Annotated in this window: 18 protein-coding genes and 1 tRNA gene; 11 read left to right on the top strand and 8 right to left on the bottom strand. The window is 62.8% G+C overall.

Translation table 11 applies throughout. The features are described from left to right. Positions 1-51: 51 nt before the first annotated feature. The 8 genes from CUJ91_RS01895 (at position 52) to hisC (ending at position 7,403) form a co-directional block, all read left to right on the top strand. Entirely contained in the window at positions 52-1,893 is a 1,842-nt protein-coding gene (locus CUJ91_RS01895) for a tetratricopeptide repeat protein (protein ID WP_114155767.1), read from the top strand. Beyond that, positions 1,893-2,525 carry a lipoprotein insertase outer membrane protein LolB gene (gene lolB, locus CUJ91_RS01890; RefSeq protein WP_114155766.1) on the top strand — a complete coding sequence of 211 codons (633 nt, stop codon included), beginning with the start codon at positions 1,893-1,895 and terminating at the stop codon, positions 2,523-2,525. Before CUJ91_RS01895 ends, lolB begins: the two co-directional genes overlap by 1 nt. 92 nt (positions 2,526-2,617) lie before the next feature. Next, positions 2,618-3,499, top strand: a complete 882-nt coding sequence (ispE, locus tag CUJ91_RS01885; RefSeq protein ID WP_114155765.1) for a 4-(cytidine 5'-diphospho)-2-C-methyl-D-erythritol kinase — start codon at positions 2,618-2,620, stop codon at positions 3,497-3,499. 52 nt (positions 3,500-3,551) lie between these two features. Beyond that, positions 3,552-3,628, top strand: a tRNA-Gln gene (locus tag CUJ91_RS01880). 46 nt (positions 3,629-3,674) lie between these two features. Next, complete coding sequence (locus CUJ91_RS01875; RefSeq protein ID WP_006048037.1) at positions 3,675-4,631, top strand: ribose-phosphate pyrophosphokinase; 957 nt, start codon at positions 3,675-3,677, stop codon at positions 4,629-4,631. Positions 4,632-4,794: 163 nt separating this feature from the next. Further along, the gene (locus tag CUJ91_RS01870) at positions 4,795-5,412 is read left to right on the top strand and encodes a 50S ribosomal protein L25/general stress protein Ctc (RefSeq protein WP_114155764.1); all 618 of its coding nucleotides are present in this window, start codon (positions 4,795-4,797) and stop codon (positions 5,410-5,412) included. A 150-nt stretch (positions 5,413-5,562) separates the two neighbouring features. After that, positions 5,563-6,165, top strand: coding sequence for an aminoacyl-tRNA hydrolase (gene pth, locus CUJ91_RS01865; RefSeq protein WP_053857477.1), 603 nt, complete (start codon positions 5,563-5,565; stop codon positions 6,163-6,165). A 158-nt stretch (positions 6,166-6,323) separates the two neighbouring features. Next, a complete protein-coding gene (hisC, locus tag CUJ91_RS01860; protein ID WP_107710494.1) occupies positions 6,324-7,403 on the top strand; it encodes a histidinol-phosphate transaminase in 1,080 nt (359 codons plus the stop codon). An 82-nt stretch (positions 7,404-7,485) separates the two neighbouring features. Here the strand turns inward: hisC and CUJ91_RS01855 are convergent, their stop codons facing one another. The 3 genes from CUJ91_RS01855 to rsmD all read right to left on the bottom strand — a co-directional run bounded on the left by CUJ91_RS01855 (position 7,486) and on the right by rsmD (position 9,049). Beyond that, positions 7,486-7,743 carry a YfhL family 4Fe-4S dicluster ferredoxin gene (locus CUJ91_RS01855; protein ID WP_013337947.1) on the bottom strand — a complete coding sequence of 86 codons (258 nt, stop codon included), beginning with the start codon at positions 7,741-7,743 and terminating at the stop codon, positions 7,486-7,488. Positions 7,744-7,806: 63 nt separating this feature from the next. Then, entirely contained in the window at positions 7,807-8,322 is a 516-nt protein-coding gene (gene coaD / locus CUJ91_RS01850; RefSeq protein ID WP_006048042.1) for a pantetheine-phosphate adenylyltransferase, read from the bottom strand. Positions 8,323-8,434: 112 nt separating this feature from the next. Then, positions 8,435-9,049: a 16S rRNA (guanine(966)-N(2))-methyltransferase RsmD gene (gene rsmD / locus CUJ91_RS01845; protein ID WP_107710495.1), complete on the bottom strand. Its 615-nt coding sequence runs from the start codon at positions 9,047-9,049 to the stop codon at positions 8,435-8,437. Positions 9,050-9,304: 255 nt separating this feature from the next. On the opposite strand from rsmD, the gene ftsY reads away from it, so the two are divergent. Beyond that, positions 9,305-10,474 (top strand): signal recognition particle-docking protein FtsY, encoded by a 1,170-nt coding sequence (gene ftsY, locus CUJ91_RS01840; protein WP_107710496.1) that lies wholly within the window; start codon positions 9,305-9,307, stop codon positions 10,472-10,474. Positions 10,475-10,571: 97 nt separating this feature from the next. Here the strand turns inward: ftsY and maiA are convergent, their stop codons facing one another. Then, positions 10,572-11,216, bottom strand: coding sequence for a maleylacetoacetate isomerase (maiA, locus tag CUJ91_RS01835; protein WP_006048045.1), 645 nt, complete (start codon positions 11,214-11,216; stop codon positions 10,572-10,574). Between the two features lie 26 nt (positions 11,217-11,242). Beyond that, entirely contained in the window at positions 11,243-11,941 is a 699-nt protein-coding gene (locus tag CUJ91_RS01830) for a fumarylacetoacetate hydrolase family protein (RefSeq protein ID WP_053857473.1), read from the bottom strand. 251 nt (positions 11,942-12,192) lie between these two features. Here CUJ91_RS01830 and ybiB point away from each other — a divergent pair, with 251 nt between their 5' ends. After that, the gene (ybiB, locus tag CUJ91_RS01825; RefSeq protein ID WP_107710497.1) at positions 12,193-13,164 is read left to right on the top strand and encodes a DNA-binding protein YbiB; all 972 of its coding nucleotides are present in this window, start codon (positions 12,193-12,195) and stop codon (positions 13,162-13,164) included. Between the two features lie 2 nt (positions 13,165-13,166). On the opposite strand, the gene CUJ91_RS01820 is transcribed toward ybiB, so the two are convergent. Continuing rightward, entirely contained in the window at positions 13,167-13,550 is a 384-nt protein-coding gene (locus tag CUJ91_RS01820; RefSeq protein WP_006048048.1) for a nuclear transport factor 2 family protein, read from the bottom strand. A gap of 39 nt (positions 13,551-13,589) precedes the next feature. Beyond that, positions 13,590-14,153, bottom strand: a complete 564-nt coding sequence (locus CUJ91_RS01815) for an acyloxyacyl hydrolase (protein ID WP_006048049.1) — start codon at positions 14,151-14,153, stop codon at positions 13,590-13,592. Positions 14,154-14,513: 360 nt separating this feature from the next. Between CUJ91_RS01815 and rpoH the strand changes: the two genes are divergently transcribed. After that, entirely contained in the window at positions 14,514-15,449 is a 936-nt protein-coding gene (gene rpoH / locus CUJ91_RS01810; protein WP_006048050.1) for an RNA polymerase sigma factor RpoH, read from the top strand. Between the two features lie 127 nt (positions 15,450-15,576). Here rpoH and nagE read toward each other — a convergent pair whose 3' ends face one another. Next, entirely contained in the window at positions 15,577-17,352 is a 1,776-nt protein-coding gene (nagE, locus tag CUJ91_RS01805) for an N-acetylglucosamine-specific PTS transporter subunit IIBC (protein WP_114155763.1), read from the bottom strand. Between the last annotated feature and the right edge of the window lie 6 nt (positions 17,353-17,358).

The raw sequence follows: 17,358 nt of genomic DNA, 5'->3' as shown, positions 1-17,358 counted from the left end.
GCGTATTGTAGCGAGCGCGTTACAATCGTCCGAAACATTGAACGGATTTCCATGAACTTGTCCTTCGTGAAGCTGTTTTTGAAGCGCCCGGCTAGCGCATTGCGTGTGCCGCAGGCAGTGTCCGCCCGGCGCGTGCTCGGTACTGCCGCGCTCGCGCTGTGGGCGTTCGCCGCGGCGCCCGCGCACGCGCAGGACCCGTCGCCCGACTCGGACGATACCTCCGTCACGCTGAGCGATCCGCTCGGGCCGCCGTCGGCGGAAGAACAGAAATCGCTGCCGAGCGTGCAGCTGACGAGCCAGATCGTATTCCAGGTACTCGCCGCCGAAGTCGCGTTGCAACGCAATCAGCCGGCGCCCGCGTATCAGACGTACCTCGCGCTCGCGCGTGACACACATGATCCGCGCATGGCGCAGCGCGCCACCGAAATCGCGCTGGCCGCGCAAAGTCCATCGGACGCACTGGCTGCCGCGCAATTGTGGCAGCAGTATGCGCCGAGTTCGGAGCGCGCCGCGCAGCTGGACGCGTCGCTGCTCGTGCTGTCGGGCAAGCCGGACGACGCGCAGCCGCTGCTCGAGCGCGAACTCGCGAAGGTGCCGGCGGACAATCGCGGCAACGCGATCCTCGCGCTGCAGTTGCTGCTCTCGCGCGGACCGAACCGGATCGGCGGCCTGCATGTGTTGCAGGAGATGTTGAAGAACGACATGAACCGGCCGGAAGCGCAACTGGCCGTCGCACGTCAGCAACTGGTCGCGAACGACGCACCCGGCGCGCGCAAGTCGCTCGAACAGGCGCTGGCGCTCAAGCCCGACTATTTGCCGGCCGCGCTGACGCTTTCGCAAATGGGCCCGGAAGAGCGCAAGGAAGGCATCGCGTCGCTCGAAAAATACGTGCAGCAGAATCCGAAGTCGCATGACGCGCGTCTCGCGCTCGCGCAAATGTATCTGGCGAGCGACCGTCTGGACGACGCGCAAAAGCAGTTCGAGATCATGCACAAGGCGAACGCGAACGACCTGACGCCGCTCATGGCGCTCGCGCTCATCAGAATCCAGCAGAAGAGTTTCAACGACGCGCAGGCTTACCTCACGCAATACGCGCAGCAAGCCGAGAAAACGCCCGGCGCCGATCCTGGCCAGGCGTACATCTACATTGCGCAGTTGTCGCTCGAACAGAAGAACGAAGCGGCTGCCGCCGACTGGCTCGACAAGATTTCGCCGTCCAGCCAGCAGTACTTGCCGGCGCAGATTACGCGCGCGCAACTGCTCGCCAAGCAGGGCAAGCCCGACGACGCGCGCCGGCAACTCGCCAGGCTGCGCCCCGCCGATCCGCGCGATCAGGCGGTGGTCGTGCGCACCGACGCAGCGATTCTGTTCGACGCGAAGCGCTATGGCGAAGCCGAAACGCGCCTGCAGGAAGCCACGGCGGCGTTCCCGGACGACCCCGATCTGACGTATGACTACGCGATGGCCGCCGAAAAGAACGGCCACTTCGACACGATGGAAGCGCAATTGCGCAAGCTGATCCAGACGCAGCCGGACAATCCGCAGGCGTATAACGCGCTCGGCTACTCGCTGGCCGATCGCAATCAGCGTCTCGCGGAAGCCGACAAGCTGGTCGAGAAGGCATCGTCGCTCGCGCCGAACGACGCCTTCATCATGGACAGCGTCGGCTGGGTCAAGTACCGCATGGGCGACACGACAGACGCGATCAAGGTGCTGCGCAAGGCTTACGACATTCAGCCGAACGCCGAAATCGGCGCGCACCTCGGCGAAGTGCTGTGGAAATCCGGCAATCAGGACCAGGCTCGCGCCGCTTTCCGCGAAGCGCGCAAGCTCGAACCGGACAACGAAACGCTCGTCAAAACGCTGCAACGTCTTCAGGTAAACGATCTTTGATGCGTCTTTCCCGTCTTGATACTCACTCCCTTGCGACGCGTCGTGCGGCGCTCGGGCTCGCGGCGGCAGCCGTCGTCGCACTGGCCGGCTGCGCGTCGGTGAAACCGCAAGGGCCGTCCACGTCGAATGCCGCAACCGCGGTGACCGCGCAAACCAGCCGCGCTTACCAGGGCCGCTTCGCCGTCCAGTACAACGATCAGAATGGCCAGCAGCGCAATGCGTACGGCAATTTCTCGTGGCAGGAAACCGGCGACACCGTCACGCTGCAGTTGCGCAATCCGTTTGGCCAGACGCTCGCAATCGTGACGTCGTCGCCGGCTTCGGCGACGCTCGAACTGCCGAACCGCCAGCCGCTCACCGCGGACAACGTGTCAACGCTGATGCAGAATGCGCTGGGCTTCGCGTTGCCCGTCGAAGGCTTGCGCTACTGGCTGCAGCCTTCGCCCGCGCCGACTTCGCGCGCAAAGACTGAAAAAGACCCGGAGCAACCGTCGCGTTTCAAGGAAATCACCCAGGACGGCTGGACGATCGACTATCTGGCCTACGCCGATGCGCCGGCCACCGGCGTGAAGCGTGTGAATCTGACGCGCTCGGAACCTCCGCTCGACATCAAGCTTGTGCTGGACCAGTAAGAACAACGGCGTGCCTTGCGCGCTGTTGTTTCGCATGCACTTGCCGCTTATTCGGCGCCTGTTTGGCGCATGTAGCCCCGTAGCCCCGACCCATGATCGAAACAACCCACTCGCTGCGCGATTGCCTCGCGCCAGCGAAGCTCAATCTCTTCCTGCACATCACCGGGCGCCGGCCGGACGGCTATCACACGCTGCAAACGGTCTTTCAGCTACTCGACTGGGGCGACACGCTGCATTTCACACTGCGTGACGACGGTCTCGTCACCCGCAGCACCGAAATCGCCGACGTGCCGCCGGAACACGACCTCACCGTGCGCGCAGCCAATCTGTTGAAAGCGCATACGGGCTCGCCGGAAGGCGTCGACATCGAGATCGAAAAGCGTCTGCCGATGGGCGCGGGGCTCGGCGGCGGCAGTTCCGACGCGGCGACCACGCTGCTCGCGCTAAACCGTCTGTGGAAGCTGAAGCTGCCGCGGCTCGAATTGCAGGCGCTGGCACTGAAACTCGGCGCCGACGTGCCGTTCTTCGTCTTCGGAAAAAATGCGTTCGCCCAGGGTGTTGGAGAAACGTTAGACGTTGTACAATTGCCGCCGCGTCATTTCCTGGTAGTGACGCCGAGGGTTCATGTGCCGACTGCAGCGATTTTCTCCGAAAAATCGTTGACAAGAGATTCAAAAGCCCTCACAATTACGGACTTTCCTGCAGAACTTAGCTGCAACACTGAATGGCCAGACAGTTTTGGCCGCAATGACATGCAGCCGGTTGTCGTAGGAAAGTACGCGGAAGTAGCGCAAGTGCTGCGATGGTTTGAAAATATCGCGCCGGCGCGGATGTCCGGATCTGGTGCAAGTGTCTTTGCAGCGTTCCGTAGCAAAGCTGAAGCAGAAGCGGCACAAGCCAAACTGCCGAGCGAATGGAACAGCGCAGTGGCCGCCAGTCTGACGCAGCATCCACTCTTTGCTTTCGCGTCATAGGTTTTGCATCGTCGAACGAAACTCCACGTTCGGCGGGGCTCAAAGTTAGTGTAGGGGAGTCGCCAAGCTGGTTAAGGCACCGGATTTTGATTCCGGCATGCAAAGGTTCGAATCCTTTCTCCCCTGCCAAAAATTCTCGCATTTCCCCTCGCCCCCAGCCTGAAGCAGGTGCACGATGAGCAGCCATGACGGCCTGATGGTTTTTACTGGCAACGCAAATCCCGCGCTTGCACAGGAAGTCGTCAAAATCCTCGGTATTCCCCTCGGCAAAGCAATGGTGAGCCGTTTCTCGGACGGTGAAATCCAGGTCGAGATTCAGGAAAACGTGCGCGGCAAAGACGTCTTTGTTCTGCAGTCCACGTGCGCACCGGCGAACGACAACCTGATGGAACTGATGATCATGGTCGACGCGCTCAAGCGCGCATCGGCCGGCCGGATCACCGCAGCCATCCCCTACTTCGGTTATGCACGCCAGGATCGCCGCCCTCGTTCGGCGCGCGTCGCCATCTCGGCGAAAATCGTGGCGAACATGCTGGAAATCGCGGGCGTCGAGCGGATCATCACAATGGATCTGCACGCCGACCAGATTCAGGGTTTCTTCGACATTCCGGTCGACAACATCTACGCTACGCCCGTGCTGCTCGGCGATCTGCGCAAGCAGAACTACGAGAACCTGCTGGTCGTTTCACCGGACGTCGGCGGCGTGGTGCGTGCCCGGGCTTTGGCGAAGCAGCTCAACTGCGACCTCGCAATCATCGACAAACGCCGCCCGAAGGCGAACGTTGCCGAAGTGATGAACATCATCGGTGAAGTCGAAGGCCGGACCTGCGTGATCATGGACGACATGGTCGACACCGCCGGCACGCTTTGCAAGGCAGCACAGGTTTTGAAGGAACGTGGCGCGAAGCAGGTCTTCGCTTACGCCACGCACCCCGTTCTGTCGGGCGGCGCGGGCGAGCGTATCGCCGCTTCCGCGCTCGACGAACTGGTCGTCACGGACACGATCCCGCTCGGTGAAGAAGCCCGCTCGTGCGCGAAGATCCGTTCGCTGACGAGCGCCGGTCTGCTGGCCGAAACGTTCTCGCGCATCCGCCGCGGCGATTCGGTCATGTCGCTGTTCGCTGAAAGTTAAGTATTTGCGAAGGCGCGGCGTATTGCTACAAGGCAACGCCGCGCTTTTGCACAATCGGCGTGAACGAACGAAGGTTCATGCCGCAGCTCTGGGGCCTCAGCCATAACGGCTTGCGGGCCCCGTTTTTACTGCCTGGTCGCGGGCAGTGCATTGGAGATTCAAGATGAAAGTTGTCGCTTTCGAGCGTTCTTTGCAAGGTACGGGTGCGAGCCGCCGCCTGCGTAACTCGGGCAAGACCCCGGGCATCGTATATGGCGATGGTGCTGAAACGCAATTGGTCGAACTGGACCACAACGCGCTGTGGCACGCGCTGAAGAAAGAAGTTTTCCACTCGTCGATTCTCGATCTGGAAGTCGGTGGCAAGTCGCAACAGGTTCTGCTGCGCGACGTGCAATACCATCCGTTCCGTCAGCTCGTGCTGCACGTGGACTTCCAGCGTGTCGACGCAACGAAGAAGCTGCACACCAAGGTGCCGCTGCACTTCATGAACCAGGAATCGAACCCGGCAGTCAAGCTGGCGAGCGCGGTGATCTCGCACGTCATCAATGAAATCGAAGTCGAGTGCCTGCCGTCGGCACTGCCCGAATTCATCGAAGTCGATCTGGCGAAGATCGAAGCGGGTCAATCGGTTCACGCGAAAGATATTCCGCTGCCGGCAGGCGTGTCGCTGGTTGCTCACGTCGACGCTGAAAACCCGGTCGTCGCTTCGGCAACGATCCCGGCTGGCGCAGTGTCGGAAAGCGACGCTGCTTCCGCTGAAGGCGAAACGCCGGCTGCTTAAGCGCCGTTCGCGCATTGAGCAAGCAATCCTCTCGATCCGTTTCAATGAAACGGTCGACGTGACCCGCCGAGGTTCGCCCCGGCGGGTTTTTTTTCGGTTTTTTTCGGCTCGGCCGCGCGCTGCTTCCGGGCCAGATGGACCCACGCAATCATGATCAAGCTGATCGTCGGGCTCGGCAATCCGGGCGCCGAATACACCGCGACGCGCCACAACGCAGGTTTCTGGCTGGTCGATCAACTGGCGCGCGACGCAGGCACGACCCTGCGCGACGAGCGGCGCTTCCACGGTTTCTACGCGAAGGCACGGCTTCACGGCGAGGAAGTGCATCTGCTCGAGCCGCAGACTTATATGAACCGCTCGGGTCAGTCGGTCGTCGCGGTGGCGCAGTTCTTCAAGATTCTTCCCGACGAGATTCTCGTCGCGCACGACGAACTCGACATGCCGCCCGGCAGTGTCAAGCTGAAGCTCGGCGGCGGCAGCGGCGGTCATAATGGTTTGAAGGACATCACCGCACATCTGTCGTCGCAGCAGTATTGGCGGCTGCGCATCGGCATCGGCCATCCGCGGGATTTGATTCCTGAAAGCGCGCGCGCCGGCGCGAAGCCGGACGTCGCCAACTATGTGCTGAAACCGCCGCGCCGCGAGGAGCAGGACGCGATCGACGCGGCCATGGAGCGTGGGCTGGCAGTGATGCCGCAGATCATCAAAGGCGAGCTTGAACGCGCGATGATGCAACTGCATCGGAATTCGTAAGCGCAATTCGTAAGCGCTGTTGTTTTGCGCGGGACGGCCCCGCTGCGTTGCGTGCAACCGGCGCGTTCTGCCGGCCGTGCGCTTAACAACACAAGCTGATCATCGCATTGACTTAGAACCCGCCGCGCCAGATCGACCGCTTTGCATCGGAGAACCCTTTGAGCCGCTATTGGAGTGACATCGTTCACCGTCTGACGCCGTATGTGCCGGGCGAACAGCCCGCGCTCGCGCATCCGGTGAAGCTGAATACCAACGAGAATCCCTACCCGCCTTCGCCGCGCGTGCTCGAGGCAATCCGCGAGGAACTGGGCGATGCCGGCGAATCGTTGCGCCGCTACCCGGACCCGACCGCGCTCAAGCTGCGTGAAACCGTGGCTGCGTACCACGGCATCCGCGCCGATCAGGTTTTCGCCGGTAATGGCTCGGATGAGGTGCTCGCGCTCACCTTCCAGGCCTTGCTCAAGCACGACAAGCCGCTGCTGTTTCCTGACATCACGTACAGCTTTTATCCGACTTATGCGCGGCTTTTCGACGTTGACTATCGGACGATTCCGCTCGACGACGCCTTTGCGATCCACGTCGACGACTACGCGGTTCCCAACGGCGGCATCCTGTTTCCGAATCCGAACGCGCCGACGGGACGTCCGCTGCCGCTTGCGGACATCGAGCGCTTGCTCGCAACAAACGCCGATTCGGTCGTGGTGATCGACGAAGCGTATGTGGATTTCGGCGCGGAATCGGCGATCGGGTTGATCGACCGCTATCCGAACCTGCTCGTCGTGCAGACGGTGTCGAAGTCGCGCTCGCTGGCGGGCATGCGCGTCGGCTTCGCGTTTGGCAACGCGGAACTGATCGACGCGCTGAATCGCGTGAAAGACAGCTTCAACTCGTATCCGCTGGACCGCCTCGCGCAAGCCGCGGCCCGCGCGGCGTATCAGGACGAAGCGTGGTTCCGCGACACTTGCGCCAAAGTGATCGCGAGCCGCGAACGGCTGGCTGCGGGCCTGACGGCGCTCGGTTTCGATGTCGTGCCGTCGGCGGCCAATCTGCTGTTTGCGCGCCACCCCGGATACGACGCGGCGGCGCTGGTGTCGCGGCTTCGTGAGAAGGAAATTTTCGTACGCCACTTCAAGGCGCCGAGAATCGATCAGCACCTGCGCATCTCGGTCGGAACCGACGCCGAGTGCGACATGCTGCTCGACGCCTTGCGCGACATTTTCAGCGCCTACGTGAGCTAGTCAGCTAATCAGCTAGTCGGCGCGCAGCAAAAAAAACGGCGAGGCCCGCGCCTCGCCGTTTTCAATTCCATTGACCACAACCTCACGCGCTCTTTGCCGCCTGTAACGCGTGATACTTCGCCATCAAGCCTTCCGGCGTTTCCAGATGCTCGGGATCGCGCGGAATGCACTCGACGGGACACACCTGAATGCACTGCGGCTCGTCGAAATGGCCGACGCACTCCGTGCACTTTTTCGGGTCGATCACATAGATTTCCGGGCCCATCGAAATCGCGTCGTTCGGGCACTCGGGCTCGCACACGTCGCAATTGATGCACTCGTCGGTAATCATCAAGGCCATACTTCTCTCACTTCATGCCGGCCGCAGCCAGCTTCGTTCCGTCAAACCGATAGTTTACGCCGGTTACGGCTGCGCCGCCGAAGCGCCGTTGTCCGCGTCCAATGCCGCGACCTTTTCCTTCAGCCATTTTTCGACCGACGGGAACACGAACTTGCTGACGTCGCCGCCCAGTTGCGCGATCTCCCGGACAATCGTGCCCGAGATGAACTGGTACTGGTCGGACGGCGTCATGAACATGGTCTCCACGTCCGGCAACAGATAGCGGTTCATGCCAGCCATCTGGAACTCGTATTCGAAGTCCGACACGGCGCGCAGCCCGCGCACGATCACGCGTGCGTTATTGGTCCGCACGAAGTCCTTCAGCAGCCCCTTGAAGCTCATGACCTGCACGTTCGGATAATGGCCGAGCACTTCATGAGCGATGTCGAGACGCTCTTTCAGCGTGAAAAACGGCTTCTTGTTGCGGCTGTCGGCAACGCCGACCACCAGCGTGTCGAAGATGCTCGACGCGCGCCGCACGAGGTCTTCGTGACCGCGTGTGAGCGGATCGAACGTGCCCGGATACACGGCGACTACCATGAGATTTCTCCTCTCTTCAGACAGATGGGCACGTCAAAGCGTCCACGCGACGCATTTGGCACCGGCCGCGCGCGTGACGTGAAATCGTCCGGCGCTTGTTTTGGAAGGCGCATTATTCCTCATTTTCGCGCTGCAGCAAATGGAAGTGGACAGCGCCGGCTTTCCCTTCCCGCACGATTTTCCACCCGGCCAGCGCTTCGTTTGCGTCGACGTCCAGAGCCGCGCCGGCCTCCACATACAGAAACCCGTCTTCGCTGACGAGCGGCGCGGCCAGCGCCAGCGCTTTGTCCAGCAGATCGTCGCCGAAAGGCGGGTCGAGAAACACGACGTCGAACGAAGCGGGCGGCAGGCTTGCAGCAAGCCGCAAGCCGTCGGCCTCGACAATTTCGATCGTGCGCGCGGCGAGGCGCTCCTGATTCGCCCGCAACTGGGCGGCCGCTCGCGCGTTGCGCTCGACCATCAGCACGCGCGCGGCGCCGCGCGACGCTGCCTCGAAACCGAGCGCGCCGCTGCCCGCGAACAGATCGAGACAGAGCTCGCCGTCAAGGCGTTGCCCGAGCCAGTTGAACAGCGTCTCGCGGACGCGGTCCGGCGTCGGCCGCAGACCGTCGAGGTCGAGCACCGGCAGCGGCGTGCGTTTCCAGTCGCCGCCGATAATCCGGATCGCGTGCGGCTTGCGGCTTTTGGAGGAAGCGCCGTGGGCGCGTGAAGGAGCAGAACGGGGCATGCAGTTTCGATTACGTTTGTGGAAAGCGTCCGCCACATCGACGCGAAGCGCCATACGAGCGGACTGGAGCGCCAACGTTACCACAGGGGCGCCGCGCGTCCACCCTGGCCATTCGGCCGATACGACGCACGACGGCGCGCCTGATAAAATGTGCGGCTTCCAGCGCCCTGCATCCCGCATTGCAACGCTGCCTGCCGCTCCCGCCGGCGCTGTGCCGGCTGCGCGCTTCGGCGCGCGCTCTCACCACGCCAGATCATGTTCAGCTTTTTCAAACGATTCAAGGGTTCGAAAGAGTCCGAAAACGCGCCAGACGAATCGCAGACCGCGCCTGACGATCTTCTCGACGAGCCGCCTGCGGTAGAAGCACCGGCCGCGCCGCGTGCCGATGCGCCCGGCAGCATCGCGACACCGCCTGCAGCCGCTGAGCCCCAATTTGTGCCGCAAGCCCAGCCAGAAACCGACGTCGAAGAAGCGTCGTTAGAAACGGTAGAGATCGTGCCGCCGCCGGTTCCGGACGAGAGCGCGAAACGCTCATGGCTGACTCGCCTGAAGACCGGCTTGTCGAAAACGAGTTCGAGCATCACCGGCATTTTCGTCGGCGCAAAGATCGACGAAGATCTTTACGAAGAGCTCGAAACCGCGCTGCTGATGTCGGACGCAGGCGTCGACGCCACCGAATTCCTGCTCGAAGCGCTGCGCGAGAAAGTGCGCGCCGAGCGTCTCACGGAGCCGCAGCAGGTCAAGGCCGCCCTGCGCACGCTGCTCGTCGACCTTCTGAGGCCGCTCGAAAAATCGCTGATGCTCGGGCGCGCCAAGCCGCTCGTCATGATGATCGCCGGCGTCAACGGCGCGGGCAAAACGACCAGCATCGGCAAGCTCGCCAAGCATCTGCAGAGCTTCGACCAGTCGGTGCTGCTGGCCGCCGGCGACACGTTCCGCGCGGCCGCGCGCGAGCAGTTGGCCATCTGGGGCCAGCGCAACAACGTGACCGTAGTCGCGCAGGAAAGCGGCGACCCGGCCGCCGTGATTTTCGACGCGGTCGGCGCCGCGCGGGCGCGCAAGATCGACGTGATGATGGCCGACACGGCCGGCCGTCTGCCGACCCAACTGCATCTGATGGAAGAGCTGCGCAAGGTCAAGCGCGTGATTGGCAAGGCGCAGGACGGCGCGCCGCACGAGGTGCTGCTCGTGATCGATGCCAATACCGGGCAGAACGCGCTCGCACAGGTCAAGGCTTTCGACGACGCGCTCGGCCTCACCGGCCTCATCGTCACCAAGCTCGACGGCACGGCGAAGGGCGGCATTCTCGCGGCAATCGCGCGGCAAAGGCCAATTCCGGTTTACTTCATCGGCGTCGGCGAGAAGGTCGAGGATTTGCAGCCCTTCAGCGCCGAGGAGTTTTCGGACGCGTTGCTCGGCGGCTGAACGCCAGCACAGGCAGACGAAGGGAACCGAAGGGAAACGAAGCCAAACGAAAAAGGGCACTCCGCGGAGTGCCCTTTTCGCATTCACCGTAGCAAGCCTATTCAGCGTCCGGCTGCGCGCCCGGCGCCGCACGCGCGAACGCATCGATTTGCATCGCGTGATCGTAGATGCGCTGGATCGTCGGAAATTTCGCCGTATCGACCTTGAAGCGCTGAGCGTTGAAGACCTGCGGAATCAGGCAGGCGTCGGCGAGCGTCGGCACGTCGCCAAAGCACAACTTGCCCGTGCGTGCGTCGCTCGCGAGGTGCGTCTCGAGCGCCGCAAAACCGGCTTCCACCCAATGCCGATACCACGCGTCTTTGGCATCGTCGTCGACACAAAGCGTGTGTTTCAGATACCTGAGCACCCGCAGATTGTTCAGCGGATGAATTTCGCACGCCACCTGCAACGCCACCGAACGCACATACGCGCGATCGAGCGGCGCTTTGGGCAGAAGCGGCGGCTCCGGATGCGTTTCCTCCAGATACTCGATGATCGCGAGCGATTGCGGCATGACCTCGTGGCCGTCCACCAGAGTCGGCACGATGCCGTCGGCGTTCAGCTTGCGGTACTCGGGCTTCAACTGCTCGCCGCCGTCCCGCACGAGATGCACGGGCGCATACTCGTACGGCAGATTCTTCACGTTGAGCGCGATGCGCACGCGATACGACGCCGAACTGCGGAAATAGCTGTAGAGCTTCATGTTGTTGTCTCCTCCCCATCCCCGCGTCAAACGACGCGCACGCTCAACTCGCCGAGCCGGTCCACGCCGCCTTTCATCAGATCGCCCGGCACGACCGCGCCGACACCTTCCGGCGTGCCCGTGAAGATGAGATCGCCGGGTTGCAGCTCGAAGAGCGTCGACAGATAAGCGATAGTTTCGCCGACCGACCAGATGAGCTGCGACACGTCCGAACGCTGCTTGTCCTCACCGTTGACGGACAACCAGATCGCGCCTTCTCCGACGTGGCCGACCGTCGAAACCGGATGGATCGGCCCAAGCGGCGCCGAGTGATCGAAGCCCTTTGCGGTGTCCCACGGACGCCCGAGCTTCTTCGCCTCGGCCTGCAGATCGCGGCGCGTCATATCGAGGCCGAGCGCGTAGCCGTAGACGTGATCCAGCGCGCGGTCGGCCGGAATGTCCTTGCCGCCTTTGCCGATCGCCGCGACCAGTTCCATTTCGAAGTGCACGTTTTTCGACTGCGACGGATATGGGAATTCGCCCGTCTCGCCCGGCGGCACATACAGAACGGCATCCGCGGGCTTGGCGAAGAAAAACGGCGGCTCGCGATCCGGATCGTGTCCCATCTCACGGGCATGCGCCTCGTAATTGCGGCCGACGCAGTAAATGCGACGCACAGGGAACTGCTCGCTAGACCCGACAACCGGCACTGCAACTACCGGTGCCGGTGCAAATACGTAACTCATCCGGTTCTCCGTTGTTAGACAGACAGAAGCCGCGGCGCGGCGATAGACAGACAAACAGACAGCCAGTTTAACGCGCGGCAACAGGCGGCGCGCGTCAGTCCGGCAGCCGTTCGCGACAGCGCCGCGCCATTGCCACGCCGTTGCCAGGATCTCGCCGCAGCGCCATAGATGCGATACTCACACCAGACAACGTCCCTTGAATACCGTGGCGGCCGGCTCAAAGTCGGCGCGCCAGCAAGTCCATTGCCCTCATGACAGACTCCGCCGACACCGCCAACCCGTTCCCTTGCGCCCGCTTCATCAAGGAGATTGGCCGCGGGCCGAACGGCGCCCGCGCGCTCACCGCCGACGACACCCGCGCGCTCTACACCGCCATGCTCGACGGCCGCGTCGGCGAACTCGAGCTCGGCGCGATCCTGCTCGCCTACCGCGTGAAAGGCGAAACCGCCGACGAACTCGCCGCGATGCTCGCCGGCGCTCATGCGTCGTTCGAGCCGGTTCATCTGCCGCCGGGCGAGTTCAGCCCGGTGTCGATCCCGAGCTACAACGGCGCGCGCAAGCAGCCGAATCTCGTGCCGCTCCTCGCACTGCTGCTCGCGCGCGAGGGCGTGCCGGTTCTGGTGCACGGCGTCACCGACGATCCCGGCCGCGTGACGAGCGCCGAAATTTTCACGCATCTGCGGATTCCGCACGCAAGCTCGCACGACGATATCGAAGACGGCCTCGCCGAGCGGCGCGTGGCCTTTGCGTCCATCGATGTTCTCGCGCCGAAGCTCGCGCGTCTGCTCGCGCTGCGCCGGCGCATGGGCGTGCGCAACTCGACGCACACGCTGGTGAAAATTCTGCAGCCGTTCGCGCCCGCCGGTTTGCGGCTCGTGAACTACACGCATCCACCGTATCGGGACAGCCTGACCCAGCTATTCAGCGCGCATCCCGAGGCGGCGCAGGGCGGCGCGCTGCTCGCGCGCGGCACCGAAGGTGAAGCGGTGGCCGACACGCGGCGTCAGGTGCAGATCGACTGGCTGCACGACGGCATCTGCGAGACGCGGGTGCCGCATGAGCGCTCGTCGCGAGACGCGCCGGAGGTCGAATTACCCGAAGCGCGCGACGCCGCGACGACCGCGGCGTGGATCAGCGCCGTGCTGCGCGGCGAGGCGCCGGTGCCCGGCGCGATCGAGCGGCAAGTCGAACTGATCGTGGATGTCGCCAGAACGCCGTCGTAAGCTCACTCGATTGCGCAGCGCGTTGCCTGCCACGCAATGAGGCGCCACTGGCCCTCTTCCTGCGTATGGATCGCCGTGTAGGCAATGGGGAAAAGCAGCGCGCCGTTATTCGCTTCCATCTCGATCAGCGCGCGGCCCGTCACGACGCAGGTTTCCCGCCCGACCGGCAGCACGTCCTGCGTCTGCACTTCGATCTGCCGGTAGCGGCGGCGTCCGCCCGTAATGCCGTCGATGAACTGCTGCTTCGTTTCGCGCTTGCCGTTCGTGTGGACGTAGCTCAGGTTGTCGGCGAGCAGCGCGTCGAGCGACTGCCCGTCGCCGTCGACCATTGCGCGAAAGCGTTCCCGCTCCAGCCCGCGAATCGCCTCGATTGTCTTTGCCGCCATTGCTCAGCCCCTTGTACCGGTGAGCCGTAGCGGCCACGGTCAGAAGTTATATTGCAGATATAGCTGGTGGAAATTTATACCAGGATTCGGCTCTTTGATACCGCCGTTCGACACATGCTGGAAGCGGTAGCCGGCCTGGTACTGCTGACGGCCGCCGAATTGCACGCCGACGCCCGCCATATCGGCGAACTGGAACGCCGTGGAAAGCGTGAAGGTCGAAGAGATTCTCGGGCTCGACAGAAGCCGCACGCCCGCGCCGGCCTCGACGAAAGGCCGGATCGTTCCCGATCCTTTGATGAAGCGAATGATAGGCGTCACACCGATTTCGCCGATGTTCTCGTGCACATTGCCTTCGTTCGTATGCCACCAGGCCACGTGCGCCTCGCCGATCAGCGCGAAATGCCAGTCGCCGATCTGCCACCACGTGAGATTCGGGTCCCACACAAAGCCGAGATCCAGCTTCTTGACATGATGATCGCCGAGGCCGCCGGCGACCTGGATTCCGAACTGATCCGCCGCGGCGACGCCTGAAAGGCCAAACAGCAGGGCCGCGCAGACGCTTTTTAGAGCCAGTCCACGCACGACATTCTTTTTGTTGTTCATCTGACACCCGAGCTCAACAGGTTGAACGATCTGTAACAGTCTTGCTTATTCTAAAGAGAATCCGAAGTCGGCGGATCATCTTAAGAAACTTAAATTTTCGCAATTACTGACGTTAAAAAGTGAAAAAATCGGTCGAAAGTGATAAATGAAGGCGCTTTGTCAGGTAATTAATACGTCTCTGCATTGCGCTTTGAAGGGGCGTATCATGGCTATTGAAGCTTTGATGTCGATAGGAATTTACGGAACTTGGAAGCCCCTACGGCCTCTAAGTATTAGCACTCGGAAAACGAGAGTGCTAACATCCAACGCTGGAGTCGTTACCTGAACAAGCTTTTGCCTGATTCCAAAGGAGTTTTCCACGTGAGCCATGCATTGACCCTTCCGAGTACTCTGAGCCCGTCGTCGGCTAAGGCCGCTCCGGCAGGTGCGCTGGCGCTCTCGCATTCCTCCCTGCTGCCCGGTCAACTGGGCAACATCGACGCCTACATCCAGGCCGTAAATCGGATTCCGATGCTGACGCCGGCAGAAGAACGCCAGTTCGCCACAGAATTCCGCGAGCACGACAACCTCGAGGCCGCGCGCCGGCTCGTGCTGTCGCACCTGCGGCTGGTCGTTTCGATCGCGCGCAACTATCTCGGCTACGGGCTGCCGCACGCCGACCTGATCCAGGAAGGCAACATCGGCCTGATGAAGGCCGTGAAGCGCTTCGATCCCGAACAGAACGTGCGTCTGGTGTCGTACGCGATGCACTGGATCAAGGCCGAGATCCACGAATACATTCTGCGCAACTGGCGCATGGTGAAGGTCGCCACGACCAAGGCGCAGCGCAAGCTGTTCTTCAATCTGCGCAGCCACAAGCAGGGCCTGGGCTCGTTCACGCCGGACGAGATCGAAGGTCTCGCCAAGGAACTGAACGTCAAGCGCGAAGAAGTAGCGGAAATGGAAACGCGCCTGTCGGGCGGCGACATCGCGCTGGAAGGCCAGGTTGAAGACGGCGAAGAGTCGTACGCGCCCATTGCGTATCTCGCCGACTCGCACAGCGAGCCGACCGCCGTGCTGGCCTCTCGTCAGCGCGACAAGCTGCAGAGCGACGGTATCGCGACGGCACTGGAGGCACTCGATGCCCGCAGCCGCCGCATCATCGAAGCCCGCTGGCTGAAGGTGCAGGACGACGGTTCGGGCGGCTCGACGCTGCACGAACTGGCGGACGAGTTCGGCGTGTCGGCGGAACGTATTCGCCAGATCGAAGCCAGCGCGATGAAGAAGATGCGCGGCGCGCTGACCGAGTACGCGTAACGTTCGTTTCGAATAAACGCTGTAAGTGAAAAACCCTGCCGTCTCACGACGGCAGGGTTTTTTTATACGCGCTGTGATCTCTCAGCGCGAAGAGAGCGGCGGCAGCCTGGCTGCCGCCTTCATCCAATCACGCAGGCAGAGGCGCCGCTCCGCCGCTCGCCGGCATGCGGGTTGCCAGCGTTTCGGCGTAACGCCGCGCGGCATCGCCGACGACGATATGGAACGTGTCCGCCGACACCCACGCGGTATCGAGCGTGGCGAGACGCTGACGATCCACCGCCGACGGATCGCGCACGACGATACGCAGACGCGTCGCCGCGACGGCATCGAGCGACACCACATTGCCCGCGCCGCCAAACACCGCGAGCCAGCGCAACGGATCGGGATCGAGAGGACCGTTCGCCGCGCCAGTTGCAACGGCCGCGGGAGCCGAAGCAGCAGGAGCCACTACAGCAGCCGGCTTTGCCGCAACCGCGTCACCGCCGCCCTGCCCGATCACCGTGCGAATTTCATCGGCGATGATGTCCGCTTCCGGTCCGATGATTACCTGCACGTTCGTCGCGCCGCGCTTGAGCACGCCGCGCGCGCCGATCGTCTTCAGTTCGCTCTCGGAGACCTTGTTCGAATCGACGACGGACAGACGCAGACGCGTCGTGCACGCATCCACCACCGACAGATTCGCCGCACCGCCCAACGCCGCGATATAGCGCTGCGCACGCGGCACGGCCGCGCCGGCAGCCGGCGAAACGAAGCCGCCAGCCGTGAACGATTCGACCTGCTCGTCGGCCGCGGCCGGTTCGCGGCCCGGCGTCGCCATATTGAACTTGCGGATGAAGAAGCGGAACAGCCCGTAGTACACCACCGAATACGCGATACCGACCGGAATCGCCAGCCAGCCCTTGGTGGACAGGCCGTAGTTCAGCACGTAGTCGATGGCGCCCGCGGAGAACGTGAAGCCGAGGTGAATGCCGAGCGCCGAGCAGATCGCGAGCGCGAGACCCGTCAGCAACGCGTGGATCACGTACAGCACCGGCGCGAGGAACATGAAGCTGAATTCGATCGGCTCGGTCACGCCCGTGAGGAACGACGTCAGCGCCATCGAGAACAGCAAGCCGCCCACGACTGCGCGGCGCTCCTTCGGTGCTTCATGGAACATCGCGAGACACGCGGCCGGCAGGCCGAACATCATCACCGGGAAGAAGCCCGTCATGAACGTTCCGGCAGTCGGGTCGCCCGCGAAGAAGCGATGCAGGTCGCCCGTCACCGCCGCGCCGCCCGGCGGCGTGAAGCTGCCGAACACGAACCACGTCAGCGAATTGAGGATGTGATGCAAACCCGTCACGAGCAGCAGCCGGTTCAGCACGCCGAACACGAATGCGCCGAACGCGCCCGCCGTGGTCAGCCAATGGCCGGCCGTATCGATCACGCCCTGCACCGGCTGCCACACGTAGCCGAACACAATGCCGAGCGCGAGACAGACCACGCCCGTGACAATCGGCACGAAGCGTTTCCCTCCGAAGAACGCGAGGTAATCCGGCAGCTTGATGTCCTTGTACCGGTTGTACAGCAGTCCCGCGACGACGCCCGCCACGATCCCCGACAACACGCCCATGTTGAGCTTGTCGTTGATGTCCTTCATCACCGCGACTTCGATCAGGTAACCGATCGCGCCCGCGAGACCCGCGACGCCGTTGTTGTCCTTCGCAAAGCCAACGGCCACGCCGATCGCAAACAGCAGCGGCAGGTTATCGAAGATCGCGCCGCCGGCGTCGGCGATCATCTTGATGTTGAACACATCGGGCTGGCCGAGGCGCAGCAGCAGGCCGGCAACCGGCAGCACCGCGATAGGCAGCATCAGCGCGCGTCCCAGGCGCTGTATCTTCAGAAACGGATTCCCATCCATTGATTA

Origin of the sequence: Paraburkholderia graminis (genome assembly GCF_003330785.1) — a bacterium.
Lineage (GTDB): Bacteria > Pseudomonadota > Gammaproteobacteria > Burkholderiales > Burkholderiaceae > Paraburkholderia > Paraburkholderia graminis.
Note: the sequence above shows the minus strand (reverse complement) of the source record. Positions and strands in the feature narration are given on the sequence as shown.